The organism is Streptomyces sp. BK208 (genome assembly GCF_004364245.1).
In the GTDB taxonomy this organism is placed as follows: domain Bacteria; phylum Actinomycetota; class Actinomycetes; order Streptomycetales; family Streptomycetaceae; genus Streptomyces.
This window is the reverse complement of the sequence record NZ_SOAV01000005.1, coordinates 168,741-183,354: the sequence shown is the minus strand read 5'-3', so window position 1 is coordinate 183,354 and position 14,614 is coordinate 168,741. Positions and strand designations below refer to the sequence as shown.

14 protein-coding genes are annotated in these 14,614 nt (G+C 72.8%); 4 read left to right on the top strand and 10 right to left on the bottom strand.

Annotated features, from left to right (window positions below):
• Positions 1–30 precede the first annotated feature (30 nt).
• Complete coding sequence (locus tag EV562_RS14435; protein ID WP_133887207.1) at positions 31–930, top strand: transglutaminase-like domain-containing protein; 900 nt, start codon at positions 31–33, stop codon at positions 928–930.
• Between the two features lie 166 nt (positions 931–1,096).
• On the opposite strand, the gene EV562_RS14430 is transcribed toward EV562_RS14435, so the two are convergent.
• From EV562_RS14430 to mshB, 5 genes are all read right to left on the bottom strand, one after another.
• Positions 1,097–1,711, bottom strand: a complete 615-nt coding sequence (locus tag EV562_RS14430; protein WP_133887206.1) for a response regulator transcription factor — start codon at positions 1,709–1,711, stop codon at positions 1,097–1,099.
• Positions 1,708–2,874 (bottom strand): histidine kinase, encoded by a 1,167-nt coding sequence (locus tag EV562_RS14425; protein ID WP_133887205.1) that lies wholly within the window; start codon positions 2,872–2,874, stop codon positions 1,708–1,710. The genes EV562_RS14430 and EV562_RS14425 overlap by 4 nt, the downstream gene beginning before the upstream one ends.
• A 195-nt stretch (positions 2,875–3,069) precedes the next feature.
• Positions 3,070–5,376: a hypothetical protein gene (locus EV562_RS14420; protein ID WP_133887204.1), complete on the bottom strand. Its 2,307-nt coding sequence runs from the start codon at positions 5,374–5,376 to the stop codon at positions 3,070–3,072.
• A 155-nt stretch (positions 5,377–5,531) separates the two neighbouring features.
• Positions 5,532–5,954: a DUF6113 family protein gene (locus tag EV562_RS14415; RefSeq protein WP_133887203.1), complete on the bottom strand. Its 423-nt coding sequence runs from the start codon at positions 5,952–5,954 to the stop codon at positions 5,532–5,534.
• On the bottom strand, positions 5,951–6,838 hold the full coding sequence (mshB, locus tag EV562_RS14410; protein ID WP_133887202.1) for an N-acetyl-1-D-myo-inositol-2-amino-2-deoxy-alpha-D-glucopyranoside deacetylase: 888 nt from the start codon (positions 6,836–6,838) through the stop codon (positions 5,951–5,953). Before mshB ends, EV562_RS14415 begins: the two co-directional genes overlap by 4 nt.
• A gap of 150 nt (positions 6,839–6,988) precedes the next feature.
• On the opposite strand from mshB, the gene EV562_RS14405 reads away from it, so the two are divergent.
• Together EV562_RS14405 and EV562_RS14400 are read left to right on the top strand one after the other, a co-directional pair.
• Complete coding sequence (locus EV562_RS14405; protein ID WP_133887201.1) at positions 6,989–7,852, top strand: helix-turn-helix transcriptional regulator; 864 nt, start codon at positions 6,989–6,991, stop codon at positions 7,850–7,852.
• Positions 7,849–8,046 (top strand): DUF397 domain-containing protein, encoded by a 198-nt coding sequence (locus EV562_RS14400; protein WP_133887200.1) that lies wholly within the window; start codon positions 7,849–7,851, stop codon positions 8,044–8,046. Before EV562_RS14405 ends, EV562_RS14400 begins: the two co-directional genes overlap by 4 nt.
• On the opposite strand, the gene EV562_RS14395 is transcribed toward EV562_RS14400, so the two are convergent.
• Positions 8,036–8,230 carry a hypothetical protein gene (locus EV562_RS14395; RefSeq protein ID WP_121749054.1) on the bottom strand — a complete coding sequence of 65 codons (195 nt, stop codon included), beginning with the start codon at positions 8,228–8,230 and terminating at the stop codon, positions 8,036–8,038. The two genes, EV562_RS14400 and EV562_RS14395, sit on opposite strands and share 11 nt — an antisense overlap.
• A gap of 187 nt (positions 8,231–8,417) precedes the next feature.
• Here EV562_RS14395 and EV562_RS14390 point away from each other — a divergent pair, with 187 nt between their 5' ends.
• Positions 8,418–10,541, top strand: a complete 2,124-nt coding sequence (locus EV562_RS14390; protein ID WP_133887199.1) for a prolyl oligopeptidase family serine peptidase — start codon at positions 8,418–8,420, stop codon at positions 10,539–10,541.
• 132 nt (positions 10,542–10,673) lie between these two features.
• On the opposite strand, the gene EV562_RS14385 is transcribed toward EV562_RS14390, so the two are convergent.
• The 4 genes from EV562_RS14385 to EV562_RS14370 are packed head-to-tail and all read right to left on the bottom strand — an operon-like array spanning position 10,674 to position 14,614.
• On the bottom strand, positions 10,674–11,732 hold the full coding sequence (locus tag EV562_RS14385; RefSeq protein WP_133887198.1) for a dipeptide ABC transporter ATP-binding protein: 1,059 nt from the start codon (positions 11,730–11,732) through the stop codon (positions 10,674–10,676).
• Positions 11,725–12,708 (bottom strand): ABC transporter ATP-binding protein, encoded by a 984-nt coding sequence (locus EV562_RS14380; protein ID WP_133887197.1) that lies wholly within the window; start codon positions 12,706–12,708, stop codon positions 11,725–11,727. Before EV562_RS14380 ends, EV562_RS14385 begins: the two co-directional genes overlap by 8 nt.
• Positions 12,709–12,717: 9 nt before the next feature.
• Positions 12,718–13,698: an ABC transporter permease gene (locus EV562_RS14375; protein WP_166661779.1), complete on the bottom strand. Its 981-nt coding sequence runs from the start codon at positions 13,696–13,698 to the stop codon at positions 12,718–12,720.
• Positions 13,691–14,614, bottom strand: coding sequence for an ABC transporter permease (locus tag EV562_RS14370; RefSeq protein ID WP_133887196.1), 924 nt, complete (start codon positions 14,612–14,614; stop codon positions 13,691–13,693). Before EV562_RS14370 ends, EV562_RS14375 begins: the two co-directional genes overlap by 8 nt.

Below are 14,614 nucleotides of genomic sequence, written 5' to 3'. Positions count from 1 at the left end.
CGACCGCACCGAGAAAGGGCACGAGCCGGAATGCAGCACCCTCACCCTCTCCAGCCCCCGTCGTCCGACCGCTCCGCCGAGGTGCGGCGCCGGTTCGCCGAGGAGGCCCGGTCCGAGCGGCCCGACCTGGCCACGCTGTGCCTGCTGATGGGCGCGGAGGCGGACGGGACGCTGGACGAGGCGGGCCTGGACGCCGCGCAGGTCGAACTGGACCGGCTGGCCGGGGAGCTGCCGTTCCGGCCGGGTACGCCGCGGGCGTGGGCGGTGGCGCTGCGGGACCTGCTCGGCGAGCGGTACGGGTTCCACGGGGTCGCCGCGGACTACCAGCGGCTGGAGTCGTCGCTGCTGCACGAGGTGCTGCGGCGTCGGCGGGGGCTGCCGATCCTGCTGTCGGTGGTGTGGCTGGAGGTGGCCCGGCGGGCGGGGGCGCCGGTCTACGGGGTCGCGTTGCCGGGGCACTTCGTGGTCGGGCTCGGGTCGGAGGCTGGGGTGGAGGCCGGGCCGGAGGGCGGGGGTGCGGCGGACGGGCGGGTGCTCGTCGATCCGTTCGACGGGGGGCGGCTGCTCAGCGGCAAGGACGCGGAGGTGCTGGTCGCCGGGGCGACGGGGACGGAGCTGCGGCCGTCGATGCTGAAGCCGGCGGCGCCGTTGGAGGTGGTGTCGCGGGTGCTGAACAACGTCCGGGCGTGGGCGGCGGGGCGGCCGGAGCAGTCGGCGGTGGGGCTGTGGGCGATCGAGCTGGCGCTGCTGTTGCCGGCGCATGCGGCGCGGTTGCGGTACGAGCGGGCGCGGTTGCTGGTGCAGCGGGGGGAGTTCGTGGCGGGGGCCGGGGAGTTGGAGGCGTACGCGGAGGTGGTGGGGGCGGTGGATCTCGCGGTCGCGGAGGAGGTGCGGGGGGAGGCCCGGGCGGCTCGGGCGATGTTGAACTGACCGTCGGCGGTCTGGGCTGGGGGGCGGGGGCGCTTGCCCGCGCTTACAGGGCGCCTCTCCCAGAGGGGGTACCCCCAGCGCCCACCCGTGCCGCCCTGGGGGCACCTCCCAGGTCGTTCAGGCACTGGGGGAGGCACGACTGCCCGCAGGTGGGGGGCGAGCTGTCCTACAGCCAGCCCTTGTTTCTTGCCGTCTGGACCGCCTCTGCTCTGTTGCGCACCGCCAGTTTCTGGATGGCCGTGGAGAGGTAGTTGCGGACCGTGCCCTGGGAGAGGTGGAGGGTCTTGGCGAGTTCGGCGTTGGTGGAGCCGTCGGCGGCGGCGCGGAGGACCTCGCGTTCGCGGTCGGTGAGGGGGTTGGCTCCGTCGGCGAGGGCCGCCGCCGCCAGGGTCGGGTCGATGACCCGCTCCCCCGCCAGCACCTTGCGCACCGCCTCGGCGAGCTGGGCCGCCGGGGCGTCCTTGACGAGGAAGGCGTCGGCGCCGGACTCCATGGCGCTGCGCAGGTAACCGGGGCGGCCGAAGGTGGTGAGGACGACCAGCTTCACGGCCGGGAGCTCCCGGTGGAGCAGGGCCGCCGCCTCGATGCCGGTCGCTCCGGGCATCTCGATGTCCAGCAGGGCCACGTCCACGCCGTGCGTCCGGGCGGCGTCCAGCACCTCGTCGCCGCGGGCCACCTGGGCGACGACGTCGATGTCCTCCTCCAGGTTGAGCAGGGCGGCCAGTGCCTCGCGGACCATCGCCTGGTCCTCCGCCAGCAGGACCTTGATCGTGCGGCTCATGCCCCGGATCCTATGTCGGTGGCCACACCGGCCGGGACGCGGGCGACCAGCCGGAACCCGCGGTGGGACCCGGCCGCCTCCAGCGCACCGCCCACCTTCGCCAGGCGCTCGGCGAGGCCGGTGAGGCCGTTGCCGGGGGCGTTCACGGGGGCGGGTCCGCCGGAGCCGTCGTCCTCCACCGACAGCTCCAGCACCGCGCCGTCCAGTGTCTGGCGCCGCAGCAGCTCGACCACGCAGCGCCGGGCCCCGCTGTGCCGCACGACGTTGGTGACCGCCTCGCGCAGCGCCCAGGCGAGGGCCGCCTCGGACTCCTCGTCCAGGCCGGTCGGGTCCGGATCGCCGGGCAGTTCCGCGACCACTCCGGCTGCCGACAACGCGACCTTCGCGCCCGCGAGTTCGGGGGCTATGCGGGCACGGCGGTATCCGGTGACGGCCTCGCGGACGTCGACGAGGGCCTGCCGGCTGACCTGTTCGATGTCGGCGACCTGCTGAGCGGCCTTGTCGGGCTGGTCGGGGAGCATGCGGCCGGCCAGCTCGCTCTTCAGGGTGATCAGGGAGAGCGAGTGGCCGAGCAGGTCGTGCAGGTCACGGGCGAGGCGCAGCCGCTCCTCGTTGGCGGCGAGCTGGGCGACGGTGGCGCGGGCCTCGCGCAGCGCGATCGTGGTGCGGATCAGCTCGCGTACGCCGGTCATGGCGAAGCCGCCCAGCAGAGCCGGTACGAGCAGCCCGCCGAGGAACGCCCTGCCGTCGGGCACCACCAGGGCCAGCGCCGCCATCAGCGCGGACGCGCCCGGGATCGTCCAGCGGGCCAGCCTGGGCGGCAGGGCGGCGCCGGACGCGATGGAGACGTAGACGAGCAGGACCAGCCAGGAGCGGCCCAGGGTGAGGGCGAGGGCGGTGGACTCGGCGGCGAGGACGGCGAGTGAGCCGAGGACGACGCCGGGCCGGTCACCGCGGCCCGTGCGGAAGACGAGCAGCATGTACCAGACGACGAAGACGGCCAGGGCGCCCCAGCCGAGCACCCGTACGCCGCGGGCGTGTCCGCCGTGCAGCAGGTCGTCGACGGGGGCGCTGAGGAAGGCCAGCCAGATGGCCGTCCACATGACCTTGATCGCCTTCTGCGTGCGGTTCTCCGGGCGTTGCCCGATGTTGACGCCGCTCACGCGTGCGGCACGTCCTTCCGGTACGGCCGAGCCGTCGTCCTCGTCATACCGGTCAGCGTGGCAGCGGGCGGGTGCGCCGGGCAGTGTCGGCGGTCCCGGCTTCCGCGTGACAGGTGTCATGGCGTCCTTCCCGTCGTCGACCGACCGAAAGGGGCGCCCGGCGGGTGCCGGGCGCCCCTTCTTCCTGTGCCCGCGTCAGCTGGGGTCGGTGTCGATGACGGCCACCCGGTCGGTCTTGCTCTTCAGCGCCTGGCGCATGGCGCCATAGACGTCCTGGGGGGTGACGGCCGTCTTCTGGCCGTTGGCCCGGGTGATGAGCACACCGTCGAAGGTCTGGCCGTAGAGCGCCTTGAGGGCGTTCAGGTCGGGCTTGTCGACCAGCTTGCCGTCGACGGCCGTGACCCTGAGGAACTTCCACAGCGACTTCTCGGGGCTCATCTGGATGGAGTGCGCGGCGTCGGTCTGCACGGTCACCCTGGCCGACATCGCCGGCTGGGCGAACTCCTTCAGCATCCGGTCGACCTCGGCGTTGGAGACCGTGGGCTGCTTCGTGGTGGTCGGCACGTTCACCGCGGCGGCGGTGCCCGTCTCCACCTGGGAGCGGTACGCGGCCCGCACCGCCTCGGTCGACTTGGCGACGTCTATGCCCTGGCCGGCCTTGCCGTACACGGGGACGGCCTTGCCGGACTCGAACGTGACCGTGCCCTCGGAAACCGACCCGGCCCCGCCCGCCGCGTTCTCCAGGGCGGCGTGCAGCTTCTCCTCGTCGACCGGCATGACGGGCTCGACGACCCGCTTCTGGCCGAAGAGCGAGCCGATCACGGACATCGGGTTGTAGTCGCTCGTCGCCGCGTCGCTGGCCGTGGCCTGCGTGTCGAGCTGGAGTCCCGCCTGGTCCGGCTTCAGGGAGACGGTGTCGCCGCCCACGGTGAGCTTGAGCGGCTCGGCCGCACGGGCGCCGAGGGCCTTGTCCAGCTTCTCCACGGCGTCGTCGCGGGTGCCGCCACCGATGTCGACGCCGAGCACGCTGGTGCCCTTGGGCACCTCGGAGCGGTTCATCAGCAGACCGGCGCCGTAGGCGACACCGGCGACGACGACCAGGCCGCCGACGAGCAGCGGAAGCTTCCTGCGCCCCTTCTTCTTGGCGGGCTTGGCGGCCTTGGCGGAGCCCGCCGGGGGCGGGGAGACCGGCTCGGGCAGCTTCGGCGGCGTGTGCGGCCGCGGTCCGTCGCCGGACGGGTCCTGGAACGGCGTGCCGCGCCCGCCCGGTACGACGGGGATGCCGCTGGTGACGGTGTTGCCGGAGACGTTGTCCGGGTTGCCCATGCCGGGCGGGGCCGGCCGCTGCGGGGTGAGGATCGCGGTGTCGTCGCTGAGCCCGCCACCGGGGCCCGGGCGGGCGGCGTCGGGGCCCGCCCCGGGAACGCGGCCCGCGGGTCCGCCGGGTCCTCCCGGACCGCGCAGGTCCTGCGGGGCCTGTCCGGCGGGCGCACCGGGAGCGCCGGGGGCCTGGAAGTCGAAGTCGCCGGCCGGGGGCGGCGTCAGCCGGCCGTCGCCGGTGACCGGACCGCTGGTCGGACCGGCGGGGCCCTGGGGGCCACCACCGTACGGGGACTGCCCGTTCAGACCGTTGTGCTGCCCGCCGGAGGCGCCGGGGTCCTGCTCGCTCCGGCTCTCCCCCGCACCGTACGGCAGGTCGTCGCGGCGCGACCCGGCACCGGCGTCGGTGCCCGGCCGGGCGCCGTTGCCGTTGCCGTTGCCGCCGAGCGGACCGGCCGCCAGCGCCTCGGTCACGTCGAAGGAACCGGTGCCTCCACCGTGACCGGGGGCCACGGGCCCGCCGGTCGCGCCGGAGCGGGCGGCGCCGCCCGCGGAACCGGACCGGGAGACGCCGGGTGCGTTCATGGAGCCGACGACGCCACCGGGACGGCCACTCCCGCCGCCCGGTCGCGCACCGGCACCGGGAGCGCCCGTTCCCGCCGGGCCCGCACCGCGGGTGCCCGGGGTGCCGGGTGCGCCCGGGGTCCCGGCGCCCGCCGCCGAACCGCCGGGCAGCCCGGCACCGTTGGTCGAGCCGCCGCCCTGGGCGCCCTTGCCGGGGCCCGACTTGCGGGGCGCGAACCAGTCGCTGGTCGGCTTGTCCTCGCCGGACTGCGCGGGCTGGGCGGGTTCCGCGGAGGATTCGGGCGCGGGCGCGCTCGGCGTCGGCGCGGGCCGTTCCGCCGTCGTCGCCGCCTCCGTGTCGTCGGCGGTGTCCGCACCGTCCGTGACGGGCTTGCGCACGACGACCGGCGGGATGGGCCGCGACCCGGGGATGTTGATCCGGATCCGGGTCGTCAGCGTCGTCTCGGTCTTGCGCTCCTCCGGTCGCGTGGCCGAACGGCCCGCGTCCGCACCGGCGTCGGAAGCCGTGGGTGTCCCGTAGGGCGGGGTGCCCGACGGGTATGCGGCTCCGCCGCGCCCGTGGGGCCCGGAGGACGAACTGTCAGTTTCACGACTCAAGGCAGGTTCTCCCGGTTGGCTCCGCCGCCCGTCACGCCTTCAGCGGGCGGCTCGGCGGCGCGCACCACCATAGTGGCCACCCCTCACGCGTATCCCGTGACCGCCGGGGAAACCCACACGGGACTCGCACGCCCGCGGCACGGCGAAGCGGTACGTCACTTGCGAAGTCGGACGGAGTCGCCGTCCGGTTGCCGCACCGGCACCAAGGTGGCGCAGATCACAGCGACGGCGATCCCGCCGAGCAGGAAGAGGTAGGAGCCGCTTCCGGCGGCGAAGACGAAGTCGCCCTCCGGGCGGCTGGTGGTGAGCAGCACCACGGCGAGCGCCCAGCCGAGGGCGGGTGCGGCGGCTCCCCCACGGCGCCCCACGGCACGGCCCGCCCCGACGCACAGGCCCGCCTCGGCGGCCAGTGCGAGCAGCAGCCCGCCCGGGAACCAGGCCGGCTGCACCAGCGCGCCCGCCACACCGAGGACGGCGCCGAGCACGAACAGTCCCGCATAGAGGAGGGCCCGGCCGGGCGAGGGCGGGCGCAGCGGCTGCGCGAGTGCGGAGCCCGACGGCTCGTTGCGGCCGCTCACCGGGCCACCCCGCTCCCGGAGGTCGCGGGGATCCCGGCGAACAGGTCGCTCTCGCGCCCCGCACCGCCGTCCCGCGCACCGCGCACCAGTTCGTAGTACTCGGTGGTGAGAAGGGGCTGGGCCAGGTCGTTGGAGAGGACGAAGTACGGTTCGGCGACCGTGATCTGGGTGGCGTGCGCGCGCATCGCGGCGGCCTTGGCCGCGGCGTACGCGGTGCCCTCGCCCTGGATCTCGGTGGTGATCCGCTCGTCGTCGACGACGCCCGGTACGTCCTCGACCTCGGCCGCCTTCTCGAAGGGCAGGCCGGGCAGGTCGTCCCGGAGCCGGGCGAAGTCGGCCTCGATGCGGGAGCGCGGCACGCGGTTCCAGTAGACCTTGGCGACGGGGCACCCGGCCTCGGCCGCCAGCTCCACCGCCCGCATGGCGATGCGGTGGGCCTGGATGTGGTCGGGGTGGCCGTAGCCGCCGTCCGGGTCGTAGGTGACGAGCACCTGGGGCCGCACCTCGCGGATCACGTCGACGAGCAGGGCCGCGGCGGCGTCGACGTCCGCCTGCCACAGGCAGCCGGGGTCGTCGTTGTCGGACAGACCCATCATCCCGGAGTCGGCGAAGCGCCCGGGCCCGCCGAGCAGCCGGAAGTCGTCGACGCCGAGCGCGCGCATGGCCTCCGCCAGCTCGCCCCTGCGGTGGCCGCCCAGGGCGGCCCCGGACAGGTGGGCGAGACCGGGCGGGATGACCTCGCCCCGCTCGCCGAGGGTGCAGGTCACCAGCGTCACGTGCGCACCTTCGGCCGCGTACCGGGCCATGGTGACGCCGTTGTTGATCGACTCGTCGTCCGGGTGCGCGTGCACCAGCAGCAGACGCCGGCCGGGGAGTTCCGTCATGCCCCCACCCTATGAGGCCCGGCCGCCGTCCTCACGCCCGCACGGGCCGTACGGAACTGTCCAGGGCTTGTCCAGTGCCGTCGGCGCTGTCGCCGGCGTTGTTCCGGGTAGGGCACGGCCGTGCGAGGCGGGACCAAGGAGGGGTGCGACATGTCGGTGGACGCGGGGACGGACCAGGTCGACGAGCCGGGGTGGGAGGTGGACCCGGACGACGACTGGGCCCTGGCCGTGATCGCCACGGTGGGCCGGCAGCTCCGGCTGCGCCGCGAGGCGGCGGGGCTGCGGGCCCCCGACTTCGCGGTGGCGATCGGCTACGGGGAGGACCTCGTCTACAAGGTCGAGGGCGGCAGGCGGATCCCACGGCCCGAGTACCTGGACAGGGCGGACGAGGTGCTGCACGCCGGCGGGCTCGTCGCGGCGATGAAGGAGGACGTGAAGCGGGTCAGGTACCCGAAGAAGGTGCGGGATCTCGCGCAGATGGAGGCGCGGGCGGTGCAGATGCAGTTGTACGACCCGCTGAACGTTCACGGGTTGTTGCAGACTCCGGCGTACGCGCGCGGACTGCTCCTGATGCGGCGTCCTTCTTACTCGGTGGAGGAGGTGGAGCGGTTCATCGCCGCGCGCGTGGCTCGCAAGTCAGTCTTCGAACGGGACCCGGCGCCCGAGTTGAGCTTCGTCCTGGAGGAGTGGACACTCAGGCGTCCACTGGGCGGCAGGGCGAACCTGCGCGGCCAGTTGGAACACCTGCTGGAGGTCGCGCGGTCCAGGAACGTCGAGTTGCAGGTGATGCCGACCGACCGCGAGGAGCACGCCGGGCTGGCGGGCGGTATCGAGCTGCTCACCTTCGAGGACGGCTCCCGGGTGGGACGTTCGCCGGTGGTGGCCCACGGCCGGCCGGTGTCCGAGCCCAGGCAGCTACGTATCCTGGATTTGCGGTATGGCATCATCCGGGCGCAGGCCCTGACACCGCATGAGTCCACCGGGTTCATCGAACGACTGCTGGGGGAGACATGATCCGCAACACCGACCTGGCGTGGTTCAAGAGCAGCTACAGCAGCAGCAGCGAGGGCGACTCCTGCGTCGAGGTCGCCCTCGACCCCGGCGCCGTCCACGTCCGCGACTCGAAGAACCTGCCGGACACCGGCCCCCGGCTCGCGCTGACGCCGGAGGCCTGGGTCTGCTTCGTGGCCGGCACGGTCAGAAGTTGATGCTCCCGATCATCCCCGCGAGGTTCGTCGTCAGCTCACTGATCGTGGGAGCGACGGTCGACGAGGCCAGGTAGAAGCCGAGGAGCATGCACACCACCGCATGTCCCGCCTTCAAGCCTGACTTCTTGACCAGCAGGAAGACGATGATCGCCAGCAGCACAACCGCCGAAATCGAGAGTGCCACGGCGGCTCACCTCCAATGGGCCCAGGGACACGGGGGGGTCGGTCGCAGTCGGAGCTCGGGGCAGATAAATCCACGCAGCAGGCATCTGGTTGATACCCACTATGCGCTAGTGATCATAACTATCCGTGCGCGCGCATCTCTCGGCGCACGGCCGCACAAGGGGGCGCATGGCCAATATGGTCAAGGCATGACGACCGAGTCCGACTCCTTCCCCAAACTGCACGCGCGCACCCAGCGGTTCACGCTCGGCGCGCCGCGTTCGTTCACCGTGGCACCCGACGGTTCACGGGTCGCCTTCCTGCGCTCCGGCACCGGCACGGACCGGGCCAACGCCCTGTGGATCCTCGACGTCGAGCAGGGTGAGGAGCGCGTCGCCGCCGACCCGCGCGCCCTGCTGGGCGGCGCCGAGGAGCACCTGTCGCCCGAAGAGCGGGCCCGGCGCGAGCGCAGCCGCGAGGGCGGCGCCGGCATCGTCGGCTACGCCACCGACGCGGCGGTCGAGCTGGCCTCCTTCGCACTGTCGGGGCGGTTGTTCGCGGCCGAGCTGCGGATCGGCACCGCCCGCGAACTCGCCACCCCGGGGCCCGTGATCGACCCCCGCCCCTCCCCCGACGGCCGGCACATCGCCTACGTCGCCCAGGGCGCGCTGCGGGTCGTGGGCGCCGAGGGCGACGGGGACCGGGCGCTGGCCGAGGCGGACGGCGAGGGTGTCACGTACGGGCTCGCCGAGTTCGTGGCCGCCGAGGAGATGGCGCGCAACCGCGGCTTCTGGTGGAGCCCCGAGTCGGACCGGCTGCTGGTGGCGCGGGTGGACGACACACCGGTGCAGCGCTGGTGGATCTCCGACCCCGCCCACCCCGGACGTGACCCACAACACGTGCCGTATCCGGCGGCGGGCACGCCCAACGCGGACGTACGCCTGTTCGTCGTCGGTCTGGACGGGGGGCGCACGGAGGTTCTCTGGGACCGGGCCCGGTATCCGTATCTGGCGCGAGTGCACTGGTCAGCGGCGGGTGCGCCGCTGCTTCTCGTACAGGCGCGCGACCAGCGCAGCCAGCTGTTCCTGGCGGTCGACGCCGAGTCCGGCACGACCCGGATGGTGCACGCCGACGAAGATCCAAGTTGGCTGGAACTCTTCCCCGGCGTGCCCTGCTGGAGCCCCTCCGGGCATCTGGTGCGGATCGCCGACGAGGGCGGCGCACGGGTCCTCGCGGTAGGTGAACGCCCGCTCACCGGAGCCCAGTTGCATCTGCGGGCGGTGCTGGACGTCGGCGCCGACGACGTGCTGGTCTCCGCCTCGGCGGGCGAGGAGGCGGCCGAGCCGGAGATCGGCGAGGTGCACGTGTACCGGGTGAACGAACTCGGCATGGAGCGCGTGTCGCAGGAGCCCGGCGTGCACTCGGCGGTGCGCGCGGGGGGCGTGACCGTACTCGTCTCCGCGACGCTCGACCGGCCGGGGGCGCGGGTGCGGGTGCTGCGGGACGGGAAGCCGGTGGGGACCATCGCCTCGTACGCGGAAGACCCCGGTTTGTCCCCGCGCGTGACGCTCACCCTGGGGGGCGCACGACGTGTCCCGTGCGCCGTGCTTATGCCAACGGACTACCACGGTGACACCCCCCTCCCCGTGCTCCTCGACCCCTACGGTGGCCCGCACGGCCAGCGTGTCGTCGCCGCGCACAACGCCCACCTCACCTCGCAGTGGTTCGCGGACCAGGGGTTCGCGGTGGTCGTCGCCGACGGGCGGGGCACTCCGGGACGCTCGCCCGCGTGGGAGAAGGCCGTCAAGGACGACCTGGCCGCGGTGGTCCTCCAGGACCAGGTGGACACCCTTCAGGCCCTCGCCGCCGACTTCCCGCTGGACCTGGACCGCGTCGCCATCCGGGGGTGGTCCTTCGGCGGCTACCTGGCCGCCCTCGCGGCGCTGCGCCGGCCGGACGTCTTCCACGCCGCGGTCGTCGGCGCCCCGGTCACCGACCTCAGGCTCTACGACACCCACTACCAGGAGCGGTATCTCGGTGACCCCGGTGAGCAGCCGGACGTCTACCGCCGCAACTCCCTGATCGACGACGCCGGACTGGTCGACGCCGTCGAGCCGCACCGGCCCATGATGGTCATCCACGGCCTCGCGGACGACAACGTGGTGGTCGCCCACTCGCTGCGCCTGTCCTCGGCCCTGCTGGCGGCCGGCCGGCCGCACGAGGTCCTGCCGCTGTCCGGCGTCACGCACATGACCCCGCAGGAGTCCGTCGCCGAGAACCTGCTGCTGCTCCAGGTGGAGTTCCTCAAGCGGTCGCTGCCCGCCCCGGCGTGACGCCTGCCGCGTCACCCGCGTGCCGACGCCTTTGACACGCGGGTAACCGCACCGAAGCGGCCCCGACACACGGCCGCGCGACGCTGATGCGCGTACGGCCGTGCGGGTGCCGTAAGCGGGCCGGGGACCATGTCACTCCGGCCCGCTGCCCTCGCCCTCGGGCGGCACCACCTGCTTCTCCTCCGCGAAGTGGCACGCCGAGTCGTGGGCCGCGGGCCCGGAGACCGAGCGGAACTCGGCGGGGACGGCCAGGGCGGGCACCTCCAGCGCGCACCGCTCCCGGGCCTTCCAGCAGCGGGTGCGGAAGCGGCAGCCGGAGGGGATGTCGGTCGGGGACGGGACGTCGCCGACCAGGATGATCCGCTCGCGGCGCTCCCGGGCCTCCGGGTCGGGCACCGGCACCGCGGACAGCAGCGCCTGGGTGTAGGGGTGCGTGGGGTGGTCGTAGATCTCCGCGTCCCGGCCCGTCTCCACGATGCGGCCCAGGTACATCACGCCGACCCGGTCCGAGATGTGCCGCACGATCGACAGGTCGTGGGCGATGAAGATGTAGGAGAGGTCGAACTCGTCCTGGAGGCGGCCCATCAGGTTGATCACCTGGGCCTGCACGGAGACGTCGAGGGCGGAGACCGGCTCGTCGGCGACGATGATCTCCGGGCGCAGCGCGAGGCCGCGCGCGATGCCGATGCGCTGACGCTGGCCGCCGGAGAACTGGTGCGGGTAGCGGTTGATGTACTCCGGGTTCAGCCCGACCACGTCGAGGAGTTGCTGCACGCGCCCCCGGCGGTCGCCCTTGGGGGCCACCTCGGGGTGGATGTCGTACGCCTCCCCGATGATGTCGCCCACCGTCATGCGGGGGTTGAGGGAGGTGTAGGGGTCCTGGAAGACCATCTGGATGTTGCGGCGCACGGATTTGAGCGCCCTGCCCGACAGGCGGGTGATGTCCTCGCCCTTGTAGCGGATCTCGCCGGCCGTCGGCCGTTCCAGGTTGACCAGCATCTTGGCGACCGTGGACTTGCCGCAGCCGGACTCGCCCACGATGCCGAGCGTCTCGCCGCGGGCCAGTTCGAAGTCCACGCCGTCGACGGCCTTCACCGCGCCGACCGGCTTCTTGAAGAGGATGCCCGAGGTCAGCGGGTAGTGCTTGACGAGGCCGCGGACCTCGAGGAGCGGCTCGGTGGTCTCAGCCATGCAGGCACTCCCTCCAGAAGTGGCAGGCGCTGCCCCGCTCGGCGCCGGACTCCGTGACGTCGTACAGGGGAGGTACGTCGGTGCGGCAGACGTCCCGGGCCATCGGGCAGCGGGGGTGGAAGGCGCAGCCGGGCGGGATGCGGGTGAGGTTGGGCGGCAGGCCCTTGATGGCGTACAGCTCCTGGCCCTTCTGGTCCAGGCGCGGGATCGACTCCAGCAGACCGCGGGTGTACGGATGGGCCGGGGCCTTGTAGATGTCGTGGACCGGGGCGGTCTCCACGATCCGGCCCGCGTACATGACGGCGATCTTGTCGGCGACGTCGGCGACCACGCCGAGGTCGTGGGTGATGAGGATCAGGCCCATGTGCAGCTCGCGCTGGAGCTCCGCGAGCAGGTCCATGACCTGCGCCTGGACGGTGACGTCGAGGGCGGTGGTCGGTTCGTCGGCGATGATCAGCTTGGGCTCCAGGGCCATCGCCATGGCGATCATGATGCGCTGGCGCATGCCGCCGGAGAACTGGTGCGGGTACTGCCGCACCCGCTCCCTGGCGGCCGGGATGCGGACCCGGTCCATCAGCTCGACGGCCTTGGCGTGGGCGTCCTTGCGGGACATGCCGCGGTGCACGGTGAACATCTCGGCGAGCTGGGCACCGACGGTCAGGACGGGGTTCAGCGAGGACAGGGCGTCCTGGAAGATCATCGCCATCTCGGCGCCGCGGACCTTCCGGCGTTCCTGCTCCTTCAGTTTCAGCAGGTCCCGGCCCTCGAAGAGGATCTCCCCCGCGGTGATCCGGCCCGGCGGGACGTCGAGGATGCCCATCACGGTCTGCGCGGTGACGGACTTGCCGGAACCGGACTCGCCGAGCACCGCGAGGGTCTCGCCCGCCTCCACCCCGTAGCTGACGCCGTTGACGGCCTTGGCGACGCCGTCGCGGGTGTGGAACTCCACGTGCAGGTCGCGCACTTCGAGCAGCATGGCGACGGCTCACCTCAGCTTCGGGTCGAGGGCGTCGCGCACCGCGTCGCCGAGCATGATGAACGCGAGGACGGTGACGGCGAGGGCTCCGGAGGGCCACAGCAGCGCGTGCGGGGCGTTGCGTACGTAGGGGGCGGCGGAGGAGATGTCGATGCCCCAGGAGACGCTGGGCGGCTTGAGGCCGACGCCGAGGAAGGACAGGGTCGCCTCCAGCGAGATGTAGGTGCCGAGCGCGATGGTCGCCACGACGATGACCGGGGCGACGGCGTTGGGCGCGATGTGCCGCAGCAGGAGCCGGGAGTTGGAGGCGCCCAGTGCCCGCGCCGCCTGCACGTAGTCGTTCTGCTTGGCGGTGATGACGGAGCCGCGGGCGATACGGGAGATCTGCGGCCAGCCGAGCAGCACGATGAAGCCGATGACCGGCCAGATGGTGTTGCTGGTGATGACGGAGAGCAGGACGAGTCCGCCGAGGACGACGGGGATCGCGAAGAAGACGTCGGTGATCCGGGACAGCACCGCGTCCCCGCCGCCGCCGAAGAACCCGGCGAGGCCGCCGAGGACACTGCCGAGGACGGCGACGCCGAGCGTGGCGAGAATGCCGACCGCGACCGAGGTGCGGGCGCCGTAGACGGTACGGGTGTAGACGTCGCAGCCCTGTCCGTTGAAGCCGAAGGGGTGGCCGGGCTGGGAGCCCTCCTGGGCCTTGGCCAGGTCGCACTTGAGGGGATTGCCGGAGGCGATCAGGGACGGCCAGATGGAGATCACGATCAGGAAGAGGATCACCAGCGCCGAGACGATGAAGACCGGGTTGCGGCGCAGGTCGTGCCAGGCGTCGGACCACAGGCTGCGGGGCTTGTCGCGCGGGTCGGCCCCGTCCGGTCCCGGCGGCTGCTCCAGCGTGACCGCCTCACTGGCGCCGAGGTCCATCGTGCCGCCCATGCCGGTGCCGGCGACGGCACGCTCGGGCTCGTAGGGCTCCTGGTCAGGCATAGCGGATCCTCGGGTCGAGTACGGCGTACAGGAGGTCGACGACGAGGTTGGCGACGAGGAAGACGAGGACCAGGACGGTGACGAAGCCGACCACGGTCTGGGTGTTCTGGCGCAGGATGCCCTGGTAGAGCTGGTAGCCGACGCCGTGGATGTTGAAGATCCGCTCGGTGACGATGGCGCCGCCCATCAGGGCGCCGATGTCGGTGCCGATGAAGGTGACGACGGGGATGAGGGAGTTGCGCAGCAGGTGCCGGGTGATGACCCGGTGGCGGGGCAGTCCCTTGGCGATGGCGGTGCGGACGTAGTCGGAGCGCCGGTTCTCCGCGATCGAGGTGCGGGTCAGCCGGGTGACGTAGGCCAGCGAGACGGAGGCGAGGACCAGGCCGGGGACGATCAGCTCGCCGAAGAGCGCCTCGGAGGAGACGGCCGGGTCGATCCAGCCCCACTTGACGCCGAGCAGCAGCTGGAGCAGCAGGCCGGTGACGAAGGTGGGGACGGAGATGACGACGAGGGTCAGCAGCAGCACCCCGGTGTCGACGGGACGGCCGCGGCGCAGACCGGTGACGACGCCGAGGACGATGCCGACGACGATCTCGAAGAGGATCGCGACGATCGTCAGCCGGATGGTGACCGGGAACGCGGTGCCCATCAGCTCGGTGACCGGCTGGCCGTTGAAGGCGGTGCCGAAGTCGCCGGTGAAGACGTTGCCCATGTAGGTGAGGTACTGCCGCCACACGGGCTGGTCGAGGCCGAACTCGTGCCGCAGCTGCGCGGCCGTAGCGGGGTCGCACTCCCGGTCGCCGCACAGGCCCGCGATGGGGTCGCCCATCACGTTGACCATCAGGAAGATCAGCAGCGTGGCCCCGATGAAGACCGGGATCATCTGGAGCAGCCGCCGGACGACGTAGCGTCCCAT

Excerpts from the sequence above, each read along its gene's own strand:
- EV562_RS14400 (WP_133887200.1), top strand. The coding sequence starts at position 7,849 with ATGATCCGCAACACCGACCTGGCGTGGTTCAAGAGCAGCTACAGCAGC.
- EV562_RS14405 (WP_133887201.1), top strand. The coding sequence starts at position 6,989 with ATGTCGGTGGACGCGGGGACGGACCAGGTCGACGAGCCGGGGTGGGAG.
- EV562_RS14380 (WP_133887197.1), bottom strand. The coding sequence starts at position 12,708 with ATGCTGCTCGAAGTGCGCGACCTGCACGTGGAGTTCCACACCCGCGAC.
- EV562_RS14370 (WP_133887196.1), bottom strand. The coding sequence starts at position 14,614 with ATGGGACGCTACGTCGTCCGGCGGCTGCTCCAGATGATCCCGGTCTTC.
- EV562_RS14390 (WP_133887199.1), top strand. The coding sequence starts at position 8,418 with ATGACGACCGAGTCCGACTCCTTCCCCAAACTGCACGCGCGCACCCAG.
- EV562_RS14435 (WP_133887207.1), top strand. The coding sequence starts at position 31 with ATGCAGCACCCTCACCCTCTCCAGCCCCCGTCGTCCGACCGCTCCGCC.
- EV562_RS14385 (WP_133887198.1), bottom strand. The coding sequence starts at position 11,732 with ATGGCTGAGACCACCGAGCCGCTCCTCGAGGTCCGCGGCCTCGTCAAG.
- mshB (WP_133887202.1), bottom strand. The coding sequence starts at position 6,838 with ATGACGGAACTCCCCGGCCGGCGTCTGCTGCTGGTGCACGCGCACCCG.
- EV562_RS14375 (WP_166661779.1), bottom strand. The coding sequence starts at position 13,698 with ATGCCTGACCAGGAGCCCTACGAGCCCGAGCGTGCCGTCGCCGGCACC.
- EV562_RS14430 (WP_133887206.1), bottom strand. The coding sequence starts at position 1,711 with ATGAGCCGCACGATCAAGGTCCTGCTGGCGGAGGACCAGGCGATGGTC.